Origin of the sequence: Albidovulum aestuarii (assembly GCF_029961185.1) — a bacterium.
GTDB lineage: Bacteria > Pseudomonadota > Alphaproteobacteria > Rhodobacterales > Rhodobacteraceae > Albidovulum > Albidovulum aestuarii.
Window position 1 is genome coordinate 14,102 of sequence record NZ_JASBQQ010000013.1, and the last position, 15,683, is coordinate 29,784.

Annotated in this window: 15 protein-coding genes; 10 read left to right on the plus strand and 5 right to left on the minus strand. The window is 63.0% G+C overall.

All coding sequences use genetic code 11. The annotated features are described in order from the left end of the window. Nucleotides 1–56: 56 nt before the first annotated feature. From QKW60_RS20225 to QKW60_RS20240, 4 genes are all read left to right on the plus strand, one after another. Entirely contained in the window at nucleotides 57–767 is a 711-nt protein-coding gene (locus QKW60_RS20225; protein ID WP_282371433.1) for a GntR family transcriptional regulator, read from the plus strand. A 47-nt stretch (nucleotides 768–814) separates the two neighbouring features. Continuing rightward, entirely contained in the window at nucleotides 815–1,615 is an 801-nt protein-coding gene (locus tag QKW60_RS20230) for a phytanoyl-CoA dioxygenase family protein (protein WP_282371435.1), read from the plus strand. Next, nucleotides 1,612–2,589, plus strand: a complete 978-nt coding sequence (locus tag QKW60_RS20235; RefSeq protein ID WP_282371437.1) for an aldose epimerase family protein — start codon at nucleotides 1,612–1,614, stop codon at nucleotides 2,587–2,589. The genes QKW60_RS20230 and QKW60_RS20235 overlap by 4 nt, the downstream gene beginning before the upstream one ends. A 238-nt stretch (nucleotides 2,590–2,827) precedes the next feature. Then, a complete protein-coding gene (locus QKW60_RS20240; RefSeq protein WP_282371439.1) occupies nucleotides 2,828–3,865 on the plus strand; it encodes a LysR family transcriptional regulator in 1,038 nt (345 codons plus the stop codon). Between the two features lie 12 nt (nucleotides 3,866–3,877). On the opposite strand, the gene QKW60_RS20245 is transcribed toward QKW60_RS20240, so the two are convergent. Beyond that, nucleotides 3,878–5,113 (minus strand): urate hydroxylase PuuD, encoded by a 1,236-nt coding sequence (locus QKW60_RS20245; RefSeq protein WP_282371441.1) that lies wholly within the window; start codon nucleotides 5,111–5,113, stop codon nucleotides 3,878–3,880. A gap of 123 nt (nucleotides 5,114–5,236) precedes the next feature. Here QKW60_RS20245 and QKW60_RS20250 point away from each other — a divergent pair, with 123 nt between their 5' ends. Together QKW60_RS20250 and QKW60_RS20255 are read left to right on the plus strand one after the other, a co-directional pair. After that, nucleotides 5,237–6,187: a LysR family transcriptional regulator gene (locus QKW60_RS20250; protein ID WP_282371443.1), complete on the plus strand. Its 951-nt coding sequence runs from the start codon at nucleotides 5,237–5,239 to the stop codon at nucleotides 6,185–6,187. Nucleotides 6,188–6,273: 86 nt separating this feature from the next. Next, nucleotides 6,274–7,200, plus strand: coding sequence for an AraC family transcriptional regulator (locus tag QKW60_RS20255; protein WP_282371445.1), 927 nt, complete (start codon nucleotides 6,274–6,276; stop codon nucleotides 7,198–7,200). Between the two features lie 5 nt (nucleotides 7,201–7,205). On the opposite strand, the gene QKW60_RS20260 is transcribed toward QKW60_RS20255, so the two are convergent. Further along, a complete protein-coding gene (locus QKW60_RS20260; protein ID WP_282371447.1) occupies nucleotides 7,206–7,769 on the minus strand; it encodes a TetR/AcrR family transcriptional regulator in 564 nt (187 codons plus the stop codon). Between the two features lie 514 nt (nucleotides 7,770–8,283). Here QKW60_RS20260 and QKW60_RS20265 point away from each other — a divergent pair. Together QKW60_RS20265 and QKW60_RS20270 are read left to right on the plus strand one after the other, a co-directional pair. Next, nucleotides 8,284–8,805, plus strand: coding sequence for a DUF4142 domain-containing protein (locus QKW60_RS20265; protein WP_282371448.1), 522 nt, complete (start codon nucleotides 8,284–8,286; stop codon nucleotides 8,803–8,805). Then, on the plus strand, nucleotides 8,793–9,152 hold the full coding sequence (locus QKW60_RS20270; RefSeq protein ID WP_282371449.1) for a cupredoxin domain-containing protein: 360 nt from the start codon (nucleotides 8,793–8,795) through the stop codon (nucleotides 9,150–9,152). Before QKW60_RS20265 ends, QKW60_RS20270 begins: the two co-directional genes overlap by 13 nt. 1 nt (nucleotide 9,153) lies before the next feature. On the opposite strand, the gene QKW60_RS20275 is transcribed toward QKW60_RS20270, so the two are convergent. Continuing rightward, nucleotides 9,154–10,344: an FAD-dependent oxidoreductase gene (locus tag QKW60_RS20275; RefSeq protein WP_282371451.1), complete on the minus strand. Its 1,191-nt coding sequence runs from the start codon at nucleotides 10,342–10,344 to the stop codon at nucleotides 9,154–9,156. Further along, a complete protein-coding gene (locus tag QKW60_RS20280) occupies nucleotides 10,341–10,748 on the minus strand; it encodes a group III truncated hemoglobin (RefSeq protein WP_282371453.1) in 408 nt (135 codons plus the stop codon). Before QKW60_RS20280 ends, QKW60_RS20275 begins: the two co-directional genes overlap by 4 nt. 209 nt (nucleotides 10,749–10,957) lie before the next feature. On the opposite strand from QKW60_RS20280, the gene QKW60_RS20285 reads away from it, so the two are divergent. After that, a complete protein-coding gene (locus tag QKW60_RS20285; protein WP_282371455.1) occupies nucleotides 10,958–11,830 on the plus strand; it encodes an NAD(P)-dependent oxidoreductase in 873 nt (290 codons plus the stop codon). Nucleotides 11,831–11,860: 30 nt separating this feature from the next. On the opposite strand, the gene QKW60_RS20290 is transcribed toward QKW60_RS20285, so the two are convergent. Then, a complete protein-coding gene (locus QKW60_RS20290) occupies nucleotides 11,861–12,499 on the minus strand; it encodes an MSMEG_1061 family FMN-dependent PPOX-type flavoprotein (protein ID WP_282371457.1) in 639 nt (212 codons plus the stop codon). Nucleotides 12,500–12,674: 175 nt separating this feature from the next. On the opposite strand from QKW60_RS20290, the gene ileS reads away from it, so the two are divergent. Beyond that, on the plus strand, nucleotides 12,675–15,632 hold the full coding sequence (gene ileS, locus QKW60_RS20295; RefSeq protein ID WP_282371459.1) for an isoleucine--tRNA ligase: 2,958 nt from the start codon (nucleotides 12,675–12,677) through the stop codon (nucleotides 15,630–15,632). Nucleotides 15,633–15,683 lie beyond the last annotated feature (51 nt).

Sequence of the window (15,683 nt, forward strand, 5' to 3'; positions counted from 1 at the left end):
TTCCTCAGGCAAAAAGCCGATATGCTTAAGCAAATAGGAAAGGCGACAAGAAGTCCATGAACGATACGCGGCGCCCCGATCTGACCAGCTACCGCGAGGTGAAGACCGAGATCCTGCGCCGGATCACCGAAGGCGACTGGGCGCCGGGAACGCTTCTGCCGGGTGAGGTGGAACTGGCCGAGGTGTTTGGCGTGGCCCGCGCAACCGTGAACCGGGCGATGCGGGAACTGACGGATGAGGGGCTTCTGGAGCGTCGCCGCAAGGCGGGAACACGCGTAAGACCGTCGCCCCGTCGGTCGGCCCGGTTCGAAATTCCGCTGGTGCGGGAAGAGATCGAGGCCACGGGTGCGCGGTATCGCTATGCGCTTCTGGGGCGCGAGGTGGTTCCCGCGCCGGACTGGCTGCGCGCGCGAATGGGGCTTGGAGGGGCGGCAAGAGTCCTGCACCTCTCCTGCTTGCATGCCGCTGATGGCGCGCCCTATCAGTTCGAGGATCGCTGGATAAACCTCGACGCCCTGCCGCGTGCAAAAGATGCGGATTTTTCGGCGGACGGCCCGAATGAGTGGTTGGTCAAGGCGGTGCCGTTTTCGGAGGTGGAGATCAGCTTTCTGGCGACCGCTGCGGACGCGCGCACGGCCGACTACCTGTCGATGAGCCCGGGCGAGCCGGTTTTTACCGTCGAGCGCACGACCTGGTGGGAGGGGCAGGCGATCACCCATGTGCGCCTTTATTTCGCACGCGGTCACCGGATGACGACCCGCTATTGACGATCCCCGGGCAGGGCGCGAGGGTGCCCGGAAACAGGGAGGGCACGATGGCGGTCACGGTGACGGAAGATATGGTCGCAGCCTATCGGCGCGACGGGGCGGTGCTCGTCAAGGGGCTCTGGTCCGACTGGGTCGATGTGATTGCGGCAGGGATTGAACGCAACATGGCCGAGCCGGGGCCTTATGCCGCCGAGAACCTGAAACCGGGTGAGGGTGGGCGGTTCTTCGACGATTACTGCAACTGGCAGCGTATCCCCGAGTTTCAGGAAGTGATCGCGAAGTCCGACGTGGCGGAGGTCGCGGCGCGGCTGATGGGGTCGGACACAGTGCAGATTTTTCACGACCATGTGCTGGTCAAGGAACCAGGCACGACCAAACCCACGCCCTGGCATCAGGACGGGCCCTATTATTTCGTTGGCGGGCAGCAGACCGTCAGCTTCTGGTCCCCGGTCGACCCGGTAAAGGAGGCGACGCTGCGGCTCGTCGCCGGATCGCATCTGTGGGACAAGGAAGTCCTGCCGACGCGATGGCTGTCGGAGGAAAACTTCTATCCCGATCCCGAGGCCTACATGCCGGTGCCCGATCCCGATGCCGAGGGTATGCGGGTGCTGGAATGGCAGATGGAACCGGGCGATGCGGTGGCCTTCGATTTCCGCACCCTGCACGGTGCGCGCGGCAATACCGCGACGGCGCGGCGGCGGGCGTTTTCGCTAAGGCTGGTCGGTGAGGATGCCCGTTATGTCGAACGTCCCGGCCGCACTTCGCCGCCCTTTCCGGGTCATGATATGAGGCCGGGAGAACGGTTGCGCGAAGACTGGTTTCCCTATCTGAAACGCGCCGACGCATGAGTGATGCCCGCACGCCGTTCGCCACCACCGGGTCGGGTGGGTTGGTCGAGCGGGTGGAACTGTCGGCAGGTGCCCTGCGGGTTGCAGTGCTGACCTATGGCGCGATCCTGCAGGATCTGCGGTTCGGCGATCTGCCCTACAGCCTGACGCTCGGCTCCGACCGGCTGGCGGATTACGAGGGCGCGATGCGTTGGCATGGTGCGCTGATCGCGCCGGTGGCCAACCGGCTGGGCGCGGGGCGGGCGTGGCTTCGGGGAAACGAGATTGTTCCGGAGCGTGCATCGGGGGATCGGCATCTGCTGCATTCCGGGGCCGCTGGTACGCATGCCAAGCTTTGGAGGGTCGAGGGCCTTGCTCCGGACCGCGTGACCCTTGCCGTTGATCTGGCGCATGGCGAGGGCGGCTTTCCCGGCAATCGCCAGGTTCGGGCGGAGTATTCCGTGACGCCCTCCTCCCTGCGGCTGCGGGTAACGGCGCGGACGGATCGCCCGACGCTCTTCAACGCGGCCAATCACAGCTACTGGAACCTCGACGGGTCGGAAAGCTGGGCGGGCCATCGGCTTCATGTCGCGGCGGACCGGGTTCTGGCCGTGACGGATGAGGTCGTGCCGACTGGTGAGATCCCGGCGGTTGCCGGGACGGCATTAGATTTCCGGGCAGCGCGAGACATTGCGCCGGGCGATCCGGCGCTCGATACATGTTTCTGCCTCTCTGACGAACGGCGGACCCTACGGCCGGTTCTTTGGCTGCGCGGACAGTCAGGGGTGACGATGCAGGTCGCCACGACAGAGCCCGGTGTGCAGGTCTATGACGGGCGCGATGCCGTTCGGCCGGGCCGGGCGGCCTATGAGGGTCTGGCCATCGAAGCGCAGGGATGGCCCGATGCGCCGAACCATCCCGGCTTTCCGTCGATTGAACTGATGCCCGGTGAGCCCGGCGAACAGATCACCGAATGGCGATTTGCCGGAGGCTGAAGGCGCTGGCCGGACACCCGTGCGGCCGGTAATGGACTTGGAGCAATCCAAGCGAAAGGTGCGAACCGATCGCCTGCGGTTTCAGAACCGCTCGCGGTAAAGCGACAGCATGCTTTGGACGCTGTGATCGGACGCGAATGCTTCAGGATGACGGTCGAGCATTTCGAGCACGAAATCGCGGCGCGCGCGGTCGGCTTCTTGTTCGGCTTCGGTTGCGGGCGGTGTTGCCGGGCGCGCTGTGCTGGAAAACCGCAGCCATCCGGCAAAATCAAAAAGTGGCGATGCTAAGGTGGTCATCTCGGGTTCTCCCCTGCGCTCGTTCTGTCCTGACGTTACCTCGCTCTCTATTTCGCTGGTATCGGTGCTGTCGTTGTGTTGTTCTTCATTTATGAAGAACGCTTTTCGCGACTGGTCTAATGTCCGCTACTTTCTCGCGGTCTTCCGCGAGGGTTCGACATTGGCCGCATCGCGCAAGCTGGGCGCGGCGCAGCCGACGGTCGCGCGGCGCATCGATGCGCTGGAGCGCGAATTGGGACTGGTCCTGTTCGAGCGCGAGACACGGGGGTTTCGCCCGACAGCACTGGCGCGGGCACTTTTGCCGCAGGCTGAGGCCATCGAGAAAGCGGCAGAGGGTTTTGAGGAAAAAGCCGCGGATCTGACGCGGTCACGGCCGATCCGCATCACAGCGCCGGGAGCCAATTTCTCGCCCCGCATGCAGCGGATAATCTACGATTTCACCGTGGCCAATCCCGGTGTCGGATTTGAGTTCATCCAGACGACGAAAGTTCTGGACCTTGCCGCCGGCGAGGCCGACGTTGCACTCAGGCTTACGACAAAGGCGCCCGAACCCGATCTTATCTGCCGCAAGATAAGCGTCGCACGATACGCGGTTTACGGATCGCGTGCCTACGCCGCAAAAAGGCGTTTGCCGATGAGCGAGGCCGATTTGAAGGGCCATCGCTTCGTGGTCTATCGGCCCGATCCGACGCCGCGTCCAAACGAAGCGTGGCTGCTGCAATTCATCACACCGGACCAGATCGTTGGCGCGTTTGCAGAGTTCGCTCTTATGCGGGAAGCGGTCACCAATGGACAGGGACTGGGCCTTCTGAACGTCAAGCATTCAGAACCGGACGACAACCTGATCCGCTGCTTCGATCCGGTCGAGGCGCTTACGCAGGATCACCTTCTGCTGGTGTCGCCGGAAGCGTACCGACGCCCGGAAGTGAAGAAGTTCATCAAGTTTTTTGCCCCGCGTTATGCGTCGATTTTCAAGTGATTGCAGCCGCGGCTAGCCATCGCCCCGTGTGACGCCGCGATACCAGGCGACGATCTTGGCGCGTTCCGCAGGCTCGATGAACGAGGCATTCGCGGGCGGCATGGCGTGGCTGACCCCGGCCTGAAGGTAAATCTCGCGCGCCTGCGTTGCGATCTGTTCGCGGGTTTCGAGGATCACGCCCTTCGGCGCCCATGGAATACCCTCGAAGAAGGGTTCCGAAGCGTGGCACATAGAGCAGCGGCCAAGGACGATGCTTTCGACCTCTTCGAAATCTCCCGCCGCCGCAAAGCGCTGGGCGGTGTGGCTGAGTTTCGCCTCGCCCTCGGCCTCGGCGCGGAAGAGGGGTGCGGTGGAGAGCCATGCGATGAGGAGGAAGAGCAGCACAGTCGCGATCCAGGTCCAGGTCGGGCTGCCTGCACGCGCATGCTGGGTGTTGAACCAGTGCCGGATCGTGACCCCCATCAGGAAGACGAGACTGGCGATCAGCCAGTTGTTCTCGGTGGCAAAGGCCAGCGGATAGTGGTTCGACAGCATCATGAAGATGACGGGCAGGGTCAGGTAGTTGTTGTGGGTCGAGCGCAGCTTGGCGATCTTGCCGTATTTCGGGTCGGGCGTGCGGCCGGCGATCAGGTCCGCGACCACGACCTTCTGGTTCGGGATAATCACCATGAACACGTTCGCCGACATGATCGTCGCGGTGATCGCGCCGAGGTGCAGAAGTGCCGCGCGGCCCGAAAAGACCTGCGTGTAGAACCACGCCAGCGCCACGAGGATGATGTAGAGGAGCACCATTAACGTGGTGGGACTCTCGCCGAGTTTCGACTTGCAGAGCGTGTCATAGATCAGCCAGCCCACCGCCAGCGAAGCGAGTGAGATGAGGATCGCCTGCCAGACCGGGATGTCGAGCACGTTTGGATCGACCAGATAAAGGTCGGCCCCGAGGTAGTAGACGAGGCACAGCAGCGCGAAGCCCGAAAGCCAGGTCGCATAGCTTTCCCATTTGAACCAGATCAGGTCGCCCGGCATCTTCTCGGGCGCCACGAGGTATTTCTGGATGTGGTAGAAGCCGCCGCCATGGACCTGCCATTCCTCGCCGTCCGCGCCGCTCTCCAGATTGCGGTCGCGGTGCAGACCAAGGTCGAGCGCGATGAAATAAAACGACGAGCCGATCCATGCGATCGCGGTGATCACATGTAGCCAGCGCACGGCGAATTCCAGCCAGTCGGCCAGCACGATGAAGTCGTACATCCCGCTCTCTCCCTCACGGTCCCAGTGCAGATGACGCTATACCGAAGCGCATTCCCCTGATAATCCTTAGAATAACTGAAAACTTTCAATCATTGCCGAATAATGTCGGGTGAGGGGACGGCGATGGCCTATGTGAACAATATCAAGATGTTCGTGCGGGTCTTCGAGCTTGGCTCCATGTCGGCAGCCGCGCGGGATCAGCGTACATCGCCGGCCGTCGCCTCGGCTCGGATCGCGGAACTGGAGAAACATCTCGGTGTCAGGCTGTTCAACCGCACGACGCGGCGCCTTCAGCCGACGGAGAACGGTCGGCTTTTCTATGAAGGCGCACGCAAGGTGCTGGAGGCGATCGACGATGCCGAAGCGGCGGTCATGGCCTCCACGCAGAACCTGCGGGGGACTGTGTTCGTTGCTGCGCCCCTGGGTGTGGGGCGCCGGTTCATCGCGCCGCATGTGCCGGAGTTCAAGGACGCCTATCCCCAGATCGACGTGCGCCTGCGCCTGTCGGACCGCAAGATCGACGTGATCGGCGAGGGGCTCGACATGGCGTTCCATCTCGGACTGCTGGAGGATTCGACACTGAAGATGCGTCTGATCGCCGAATGCCCGCGTATCCTTTGCGCGGCGCCTGCCTATATCGCGGCGCGGGGCGATCCGGAGACGGGCGAGCGGTTGATTGGCGAGAAGCACGACTGCCTGAACCTGCGCTTTCCCGGTGCGCCGGAATTCCAATGGGCCCTGCTGACACCGGACGGGCTGAAACGATTCGAGGTCGCGGGGCCATTCGAGACCGATGACGGCGATGTGCTGACCGGCTGGGCGCTCGACGGGCGCGGCATCGTGATGAAGCCGATATTTGAGGTCGCCGACTATCTGCGTGACGGTCGGCTGGTGCCGGTCGTGCGGGATACGCCGCCTGTGCCGGTGCAACTGACATGCCTGACGCAGCATCGCCGTTTGCGCGACCCAAAGATCCGCGCCTTCACCGATTTCATCATCGAGAAATGCCGTGCGGAACTGACCAAGGCGATGCAGGGGATCACGCTCACTGACCTTTCGGTCAAACCCACGTGAAACCGCCCGAATCCCGGTTGCTCACGCGCCCGCTCCGTTGAACTGTACGCTCCGTCCCAAAAGCCGGGACGATCCCGGAGGGCATGATGGACATTCTCAACGACATTCTCGATACGCTCGATCTGCGCGGTGCCCTCTATTTCCGTACCGATTTCACCGGACCCTGGGCGGTCAGGGTGCCGGAATTCGGGTCGGCCGCGCGTTTCCATCTGGTCATGCAGGGGCAGTTGCATGTGAAGACCGCTTGCGGGGCGGAACTGACGCTCGGTCCCGGTGATCTGGTCATGATCCCGAAGGGCTGGTCCCACGTGCTGGCCGATGCGCCGGGGCGGCGTGCGCCGGAGCTGGAGACGGTGTTGGAGGCCGTGGGCTATGACGGGCAGGGGGTTTTGCGCGTCGGTGACGGTGATCCCACAGCCTCGACCCAGATGCTCTGCGGCCATTTTACTTTCCGCGAACGGGCCGATCACCCGATCCTGCGGGCGCTGCCCGACCACATCCTGATCACTGCCGCGATGAGGCTTCGTGAGCCCCTGCTGGACGAAATGCTGCGGCTTGCAGCGCGCCGCGCCTTTGCCGACCGGCTGGGATCGGAGGCGGCGATCACGCGGCTCTCCGAGATCGTCTTCATCGAGGTGCTTCGCGCGGGGATCGGCCAGTCGCCCGAACTCATGGGCCTTATGGAGGCGTTCCGCGACCGGCAGATCGGCAAGGCGCTGGAACTGATCCACCGCGACCCCGACAAGGGCTGGACTGTGGAGAGCCTCGCCTCCGAGGTGGCGATGTCGCGCTCGCGCTTTGCCGAAAGGTTCAGCCAGCTCGTCGGGGTGGGGCCGATGACCTATCTTTCGGACTGGCGGCTGCAAAAGGCGCTGGCGCTGCTGGAACGCTCGCAGTCCACGGTGCAGGAAATTGCGGGCAAGGCGGGCTATTCGTCGCCCGCAGCCTTCACACGAGCCTTCGCCGGAAAGTTCGGGCTGGCACCCACGGAGTATCGCCGCCGGGCAGCCTGACCTGCTTACGTCAGCAGCAGCGCCGCGATTTCCTTCGCCCGCTCGGCGGCCTTCAGATCGCGCGAGACATGAGCCGTGGCCATTGCACCCTCGAACAAGATCTGCAGTTTCTGTCCGACATCCTTGGGATTGGACACCTTCGCCGCACGGGCAAGATCTTCGTAGAACGCGGCGACCAGCCGTTTGTGCGTTGCTGCGTGCTGGAAGACCGGGTTCATCACGCCGCCGGTTTCGGGATATTCGGCGGCGGCGGCAACGAATGGGCAGCCGAAGAAAGTGTCGGCCCTGATCCATTCGCCCAAGAGGTCGAAGGTCGCGAGGATCTTATCGCTTGGCGTGCCATTGGTGGCCTCTGCGCGGGTGCGGAGCGCATCGCGTTCCTCTTCATCGACAGCATCGAGCACAGCGACGATCAGGTCTTCTTTCGATTTGAAGTGGCGGTAAAGCGTTGTCTTCGCGACGCCCGTCTCGGCGACGATCTGGTCGATCCCGGTGGCGTGGCAGCCGTTGCGGTTGAACAACTCTTCCGCGACGGAAAGGATATGGGCCCGTATGTTGCTGCGCTTCACGTCTCTTCCTCTATCGCTACAGATTCGTTTCTGTCGGTTTCGTCGTCTGTTTGTAAACAACTACTTTTGGGAATAGAAAAAAGTCCAATAGTTTTCAGTAAAATACACGCGTTTGCGAGAAATGTTGACTTCGATACAGATCTGTATCATTAGATAAAACGATACCGACCTGTGTCTTCAATTCAGTAGGTCGGAACCTTATCAACCCTCTCGCCGGAGAGTGCATGATGCGCTTCAGATCGTTTTTTCGGAAAAGCCTCGTCGACGTGGTTGTCGTCATTGCCCTGTTCGCGATCGTCGAAACCGTGGCCTCTGTGATTCTGTTCTCGCGGCCGGCTTCGGCCGGTTCCACTCATGCTCTGTCGTCGATCTTTGCGGATCGTCCCGGAGTGTTTGCATCGGGTCCCGCAATACCCCCGTCCCCTTGATCGAGGGTCCCGAAGCGCTCAGGGTTTCTCTGTCGCGGGTTGCAGCAAGTTCCGCGACAGAGAAACCCTAACTTCAGGAGATCACGATGATCCGTCAAACCATGTTCGCCGTCGCGCTTGCGGCGGTTACCCCGGCTATTGCCCAAGACCAGATGAACGACCTTCAGATCGCCCACACCGCCTATACGGCAGGGCAGCTTGATATCCGCTATGCGCACCTCGCTCTGGCCATTTCCGAAAACGACGCCGTGCGCGCCTTTGCCGAGACGATGATCCGCGACCACACGGCGGTGAACGAGTCGGCTGTTGCGCTGATCACCGAACTGAACGTCACGCCCGAGGACAACGACCTGAGCCGCGCGCTGGTCGAGGGCGCTGCCGCCAAGCGGGCGGAATTCATGGCTTTGTCCGGCAATGACTTCGACTGTGCCTATGCCGCGAATGAGCTTGGCTACCATCAGGTCGTCAATCAGACGGTTGAGGGAAAGTTCATCCCATGGGCGACGGTTGAGCCGCTGAAGGCGCTTCTGTCGGATGCGCTGGTGACCTTCAAGGTGCATGAAGGCCATGCCGAAGAGATGGTCGCGGGGCTGCAATGCGCGTCCTGAGCGACGCAACCCGGCGCCGGTTCGGCCTCCTGATGGGGGCCGGGCTGGTGGCGCCTCTGGTGGTGCGGAAGGCCGCAGCACATGACGGGCCGCATATGATCGAAGCTGGGATCGAGGGCTTCGCCTTCGTTCCCGACCGGCTGGAGATCCGCGCGGGCGATACCGTGCGTTGGACCAACCACGACATCGCGCCCCATACAGCGACGGACAAGGCAGGCGGCTGGGATACCGGCCGGATCGCAAAGGGTGAGAGCGCCGAAGTCACTTTCGAAGCACCGGGTGCCTACACGGTCTTCTGTCGTTATCATCCGAACATGGTCGCCGAAATCGTGGTTGAAGCCACGTGACCTACGGAAAATCCCGCCCGGCAATGGGCGGGATCAGATCGCCCCGGACCAGCCGTGACAGGAGAGCGGGCATCGGCGGTATGTGCGACAGCGGCACCAGAAGATGATCGCGGATCAGAGGTGGGACGCTGCTGTCGGACTGATATTGCGGAGTCAATCCCCGGCTCATCGCCTGATAGAGGCGCACATGCCAGCGGCGCATGGCGCCGTATGCGGCCAGGGGGTTGTCGGCGTCCGAAGCGAGAGCCTCAGACAAGGCCAGTGCATCCAGAAGGGCCATGTTCGCGCCCTGCCCGAGCTGGGGCGAGGCACGGTGGGCGGCGTCCCCGATATGAACGATACCCTCACCCCACGACTGCCGGAGCGTTCCATGGGAATACCGGGCAGGCACCATGTCGTCGTGGTTCCGGATCGTTTCGAGGAACGGCGCGAAATCGGGCCAGAACGCTGTGACTTCCGCCTTCCAGTCCGCAAGCGGACGCTCGCGCCATGTCTGAAGATCGCGCCGCGGCAGCGACCAGAATATTGCGGCGAGTGGCCGGTCCTGTCCGGGCAGGTGGCCGAGCGGCATGATTCCGGCCATCTTTTCGGCGCGCAGATAGCGTTGACTGAGCCGGTCTGCCGGCAGGTTGGTCTTTGGCCACGGCACCGTACCCCAGATCGCACCATAGGGCAGCGGTTTTGCCGTGAGGGGCGAGAGTGCGGATCCCGCACCCGCCGCGTCGACCACCAGCGCGAAGGGGCCGAAGCGGCGACGATCCGTCGTCACCAGTTCGCGCCCGGACGTGCCCCCCGGTGCTTCGGCGATTGCAGCCGATGTCACGATCGGAACACCTTGTGCCCGCGTCGCCTCATGGAGCGCGTGAAAGAGGCTCGCCCGGTGAATGGCGAGCCCGAACAGATCGCCACCTTCCTGCCCATAGCGCACGTCGAGGATCGCCTTGCCGCTTCGCGCTTCGTGGCCAAGCATGCGCCAGATTGGCGCGCCATGCGTCCGGGCGGCGCTGCCCACGCCGATCCGGTCGAGAACGGCAAGGCCGACGGGCTGGATCACCAACCCCGACCCAACCGGGCGCGGCGCCTCGAACCGGTCGAAAATCGTGACCTTTGGGCCGCGGGAGGCGAGCAGGGCTGCCGCGGCCAGCCCGCCGATCCCCGCGCCGACGATGGCGATGGGGCCGCAGACGGTCACCGCAGCTTCGGGATGCCGCCCGGCAAGGTTTCGCGTTCGACGACGCCGTAACGCAGGCCGCGGCCGATCCGGTGGGCGAGGGCGGACCATGCCGCGGCGGTTTCGGGCCGGAGTTCGCGCTTCAGCACGGAATCGAAGAGCCCGAGCCAGGGGTCGAACATGCCGGGACGGACATTGCCGGCCCGCTGATGAACCTCAAGCGGATTGCCGTCATAGCTCCGCTCGTACAGGATCGCATTGCGCCAGAAGCCCGCGATCTTTGCCTCATGAGAGGTCCAGTCGGTGACATGAGCGGCGAAGACCGGGCCGAGCCCGGGGTGTTCGCGGATCGCCGCATAGAAGGTCGCGACGACGCGGTCGATTTCCTCCGGTGTCACCTCAAAACGCGGGGGCAATGTGGTCATCGCGGCTCCTTTCGCCCGATCCTTGCGGCACAGGCCGGGGCGATGCAAGCGACGGGATGCCGCGCCAACCGGAATGTGGCCCAAGGGCCTTGCGTTTGGAGATGTGGCGATGACCGGCTACCATGGCCGAAGGAGGACTTCCCGGGGTTACCTTCAGTATTTGGCGCGGCACCGGGAAATGCTGACGCCAAAGCAGAAGGGGAACGGCTATGACGGATATCTCAGTCATCGGATTGGGGGCGATGGGATCGGCGCTGGCGCGCGCGCAGTTGAAGGCGGGCCGGTCGGTCACGGTCTGGAACCGGAGCCCGGAAAAGGCGGCGCCGCTTGGGGCGGATGGCGCCGTCGTCGCCGACACTGCCGCCGAGGCCATCGCGGCGAGCCCGGTCACGATCACCTGCGTGAAGTCGCATCCCCAGACCATCGACGTGTTGCGAAACGCCTCGAACGCACTGCCGGGCAGGACAATCATCGAACTGTCGACCGGCGGTGCGGAGGAAGCCGAGGAACTGGCGCGGTTCCTTGAAGGCGCGGGCGCCGAATGGATGGTGGGCATCATCAACGCATACCCGCACATGATCGGTGGCGAAGAGACCGTGCTTTCGGTGGTCGGCACCGAGGCGCAGTGGAAGGCGCATGGCCCGATCATCAAGGCCATGGGCGGTGCGTCGGTCCATGTGGGTGATCAGGCGGGCATGCTCGCGGCTTTGTTTGCGGCCCTCTTCACCGTGCGTCAGGGCTTTATGTGGGGCATGATCTATGGCGCGCTGGCCTGCAATAAGGCGGGCATTACGATGCAGATGTTTTCCGATCTGGTGCCGATCTCGATGGGCATGATGAAGCCCTATTACGACTACTTCGCAACGACCGCGCCCGGCGCCAATTACGACGACCCACCCGCCACGATGCGCACCTATGCTGCGGCTTTGGAGGATGTGCTGTCGAGCTTCGAGGCGCTCGGCGCCCGCGATGAACTGCCGCGGCTTTTCGTCGACATGGCCCATAAGGGCATAGCGGCGGGGCTGGAGGACAAGGCGCTGACCGCTGTAATTGATGTTCTCGACAAAGACGGCCCTGACTGAACTCCAACGACCGATTCCGAACCGCCGCCTTCATTCGTCGTAAAGGCGGTTTTCTTCGTTGCCACGCATTGCCGCTTCCATATCGTCCAGTGACCGATCCAGCTTCGCGTGTTCGATCAGCGCCTCGGCATAGGTCGGAAGCCCTTCTCCCGACACCGCCTTTTCCGGTTGCCAAAGACCCGAGCGGATGACCGCCTTGCCGCAGTGATAGAACGCCTCCTCCACTCCGACGAGGATCGCGAATTCCGGCACCCGCCCGTTGATCGTCATCGTCTCGCGCAGGGCCAGGTCCCGCACGATCCGGGCGGAACCGTTGACCCGCACCACTTCGCGCCGGTTCGGCACCATGAACATCAGCGCGATGCGGCCCGTCTCGAGAATGTTGGCGAAGGTGTCGAATCGGTGGTTGCCGGGCCGGTCGGGAATCGCGAGTGTCTTTTCGTCCACGACCTTCACGAAGCCCGCCGGGTCCCCCTTCGGTGCAACATCGGCGTGGCCGTGGCGGTCATGGGTGCCGATCGTCACGAAGGGTGAACGCTCGATCCATGCCCGTACGAGCGGGTCGATATGGTCGATGATCTTGCCGGTCTGGGAGGCAAATTCGTCGGGGATGACCGCCCGGACCTCGTCCACGCTCGTGATGACGTCTGTGGGTTCGTAAGGGGTCATGCGGACACCTCCTTTACCTCCGGGCGTATGGGAATTATAGCACGGGCGCATGATGTGTCTGCACCACGGGATACGAATTACGAACCCGGCGCTCTGAGAAGAGACGCCGGGCAAAGGTGTTCGAGATTTCGCACCGCCCCTCGATCAGAATTGACCTTCCGAAGGACCGCCAGAAATGTGCGCCGATACGACAGACACGACCCCCGACTACCGTAACACCGTTTTCCTGCCCGAAACTGATTTCCCGATGCGTGCGGGGCTTCCGCAGCGCGAGCCGGAATGGCTTGCCCGCTGGGAAAGGATCGGCATCTATGACCGCCTGCGCGAAAAGCAGGGTCGTGCACCCTTCACGCTGCATGATGGACCGCCCTATGCCAACGGCCACCTTCATATCGGCCACGCGCTGAACAAGGTGCTGAAGGACATGGTTGTCCGCAGCCAGCAGATGATGGGCAAGGACGCCCGTTACGTGCCGGGCTGGGATTGCCACGGCCTGCCCATCGAATGGAAAATCGAGGAGCAGTACCGCCAGAAGGGCCTGAACAAGGACGACGTCGATGTCGTTGCCTTCCGCCAGGAATGCCGCAAGTTCGCCGAGGGCTGGATCGACATCCAGCGCGAGGAGTTCAAGCGCCTTGGCGTGACCGGCAACTGGCCCGATCCGTACCTGACGATGGACTACCACGCCGAGGCGGTCATCGCGGGCGAGTTCCTGAAATTCCTGATGAACGGCACGCTCTATCAGGGATCGAAGCCCGTGATGTGGTCGCCGGTCGAAAAGACCGCGCTCGCCGAGGCCGAGGTCGAGTATCACGACCATACGAGCCATACGATCTGGGTGCGGTTTCCGGTTCAGAGCTTAACGCAAAAGAGCTTGGTGCTTGTGCCTAAGCCTGGAGATGGTAATCGCCCGTTCCAGCTTCTCGAAAAAGCTTCAGTTGTAATCTGGACAACGACCCCTTGGACAATTCCGCAGAACCGTGCGGTCGCGTTTAACCCGGAACTCGCCTACTCTCTGTACGAGATCGAAGAAGTTCTTGAAGGCAGTAACTGTGAAGTCGGCGAGGTTGTCATCCTCTCGAGTTCTAGAGCGCAGGATGCGTTCGCGGCGGCAAAGGTGACAAAGGCTAGTGAGTTGGCGACTGTTACCGAGGGAACTCTTGAGGGCATGACCCTCGCCCACCCCCTCCGCGGCGTCGACGGCGCGAACGGCGAATGGGATTACGACGTTCCGATGCTGCCCGGCGACCACGTCACTGACGAAGCGGGCACCGGTTTTGTCCATACCGCCCCGAGCCATGGTGACGACGACTATCAGCTTGGCCTGAAATACGGGCTGCCCATGACCTACAACGTCATGGAGGATGGTTCTTACCGCAAGGATCTACCCATCTTCGGCGGTGAGGCGATCATCAATGCCGATGGCAAGGAAGGCCCGGCCAATGTCTCGGTGATCAAGAACCTCGCCTGGGCGGGTAAGCTTTTTGCCAAGGGCAAGGTCAAGCACAGCTACCCCCATAGCTGGCGCTCCAAGGCGCCGCTGATCTACCGCAACACGCCGCAATGGTTTGTGGCCATCGACGCAAAGCTTGACGACGGCATGGGCGACTATGGCGACACGATCCGCGCCCGCGCGCTCAAGTCAATCGACGAGTTGGTCACCTGGACACCGAAGACCGGCCGCAACCGCCTGCATTCGATGATCGAGGCGCGGCCCGACTGGGTTCTGTCGCGCCAGCGCGCCTGGGGTGTGCCGCTGACCTGTTTCGTGAAGAAGGGGGCAAAGCCCACCGACGAGGGCTTCCTCCTCCGCGATCCGGCCGTCAATGCCCGCATCGTCGCCGCCTTCGAGGAAGAGGGCGCGGACGTCTGGTACAAGGACGGGTTCAAGGCGCGGGTTCTGGGCAATGACTATGACCCCGAGGCCTATGAACAGGTCTTCGACGTTCTGGATGTCTGGTTCGATTCAGGCTCCACCCATGCCTTCGTCCTGCGCGACCGCAAAGACGGGACCAAGGACGGCATCGCCGATCTTTACCTTGAAGGCACCGACCAGCATCGGGGTTGGTTCCATTCGTCGATGCTGCAGGCCTGCGGCACCAAGGGCCGCGCGCCCTATCATGGCGTCCTGACCCATGGTTTCACGCTGGACGAGAAGGGCATGAAGATGTCCAAATCGCTCGGCAACACCATCGTGCCCGAGGAGGTCGTCAAACAATACGGCGCCGATATCCTCAGGCTCTGGGTGGCGCAGACCGACTATACGGTCGACCAGCGGATCGGGCCCGAGATTCTGAAGGGGACGGCGGACAGCTACCGCCGGTTGCGCAATACGATGCGCTTCCTGCTGGGCAACCTCGCCGGGTTCAGCGACGCTGAAAAGGTCGCGCCTGCCGGCATGCCGGAACTGGAACGCTGGGTGCTGCACCGTCTGGCCGAACTCGACCATACGGTTCGCAAGGGCTATGCGAAATACGATTTCCAAGGTGTGTTCCAGACCCTCTTCACCTTCTGCACCGTGGACCTGTCGGCCATCTATTTCGACATCCGCAAGGACGCGCTTTACTGTGATGCCGAAGGCAGCCTGACGCGCCGGTCGGCGCGGACGGTGCTGGATCTTCTCTTCCACCGGCTCGCAACATGGCTCGCGCCGATCCTCGTCTTCACGATGGAGGACGTGTGGCTGTCGCGCTTCCCCGGTGATGCGTCCTCGGTCCATCTGGAGGATATGCCTGAGACGCCGGGCGACTGGCTGGATGAACCGCTTGCCCAGAAATGGGAGAAGATCCGCCGCGTCCGCCGGGTGGTGACGGCGGCTTTGGAGGTGCAGCGCACCGCCAAGGTCATTGGTGCCTCGCTGGAAGCGGCCCCTGTGGTGCATGTCGAGGATGCCGACACGCTGAAGGCCCTGCAATCGGTGCCCTTCGCCGATATCTGCATCACCTCCGGTATCAGCCTGACCGGCGATCCGGTGCCGAACGAGGCGTTCCGCCTGCCCGAAGTGCCGGGCGTCGGCGTAGTGTTCGAAACCGCCGAGGGCGAGAAATGCCAGCGCTGCTGGAAGATCCTGCCCGATGTCGGATCGCACGGCCACGCGGGCACATGCCACCGCTGCGACGAGGCGCTTGGCTGACACGCGTCGGATATCCGGATCGGTCCTTCGGCCGGTCCGGATACCCCTTGA

Coding starts and splice junctions, on each gene's coding strand:
- QKW60_RS20265 (WP_282371448.1), top strand. CDS start 8,284: ATGATCCGTCAAACCATGTTCGCCGTCGCGCTTGCGGCGGTTACCCCG.
- QKW60_RS20280 (WP_282371453.1), bottom strand. CDS start 10,748: ATGACCACATTGCCCCCGCGTTTTGAGGTGACACCGGAGGAAATCGAC.
- QKW60_RS20250 (WP_282371443.1), top strand. CDS start 5,237: ATGGCCTATGTGAACAATATCAAGATGTTCGTGCGGGTCTTCGAGCTT.
- QKW60_RS20285 (WP_282371455.1), top strand. CDS start 10,958: ATGACGGATATCTCAGTCATCGGATTGGGGGCGATGGGATCGGCGCTG.
- QKW60_RS20290 (WP_282371457.1), bottom strand. CDS start 12,499: ATGACCCCTTACGAACCCACAGACGTCATCACGAGCGTGGACGAGGTC.
- QKW60_RS20225 (WP_282371433.1), top strand. CDS start 57: ATGAACGATACGCGGCGCCCCGATCTGACCAGCTACCGCGAGGTGAAG.
- QKW60_RS20270 (WP_282371449.1), top strand. CDS start 8,793: ATGCGCGTCCTGAGCGACGCAACCCGGCGCCGGTTCGGCCTCCTGATG.
- QKW60_RS20235 (WP_282371437.1), top strand. CDS start 1,612: ATGAGTGATGCCCGCACGCCGTTCGCCACCACCGGGTCGGGTGGGTTG.
- QKW60_RS20255 (WP_282371445.1), top strand. CDS start 6,274: ATGGACATTCTCAACGACATTCTCGATACGCTCGATCTGCGCGGTGCC.
- ileS (WP_282371459.1), top strand. CDS start 12,675: ATGTGCGCCGATACGACAGACACGACCCCCGACTACCGTAACACCGTT.
- QKW60_RS20245 (WP_282371441.1), bottom strand. CDS start 5,113: ATGTACGACTTCATCGTGCTGGCCGACTGGCTGGAATTCGCCGTGCGC.
- QKW60_RS20230 (WP_282371435.1), top strand. CDS start 815: ATGGCGGTCACGGTGACGGAAGATATGGTCGCAGCCTATCGGCGCGAC.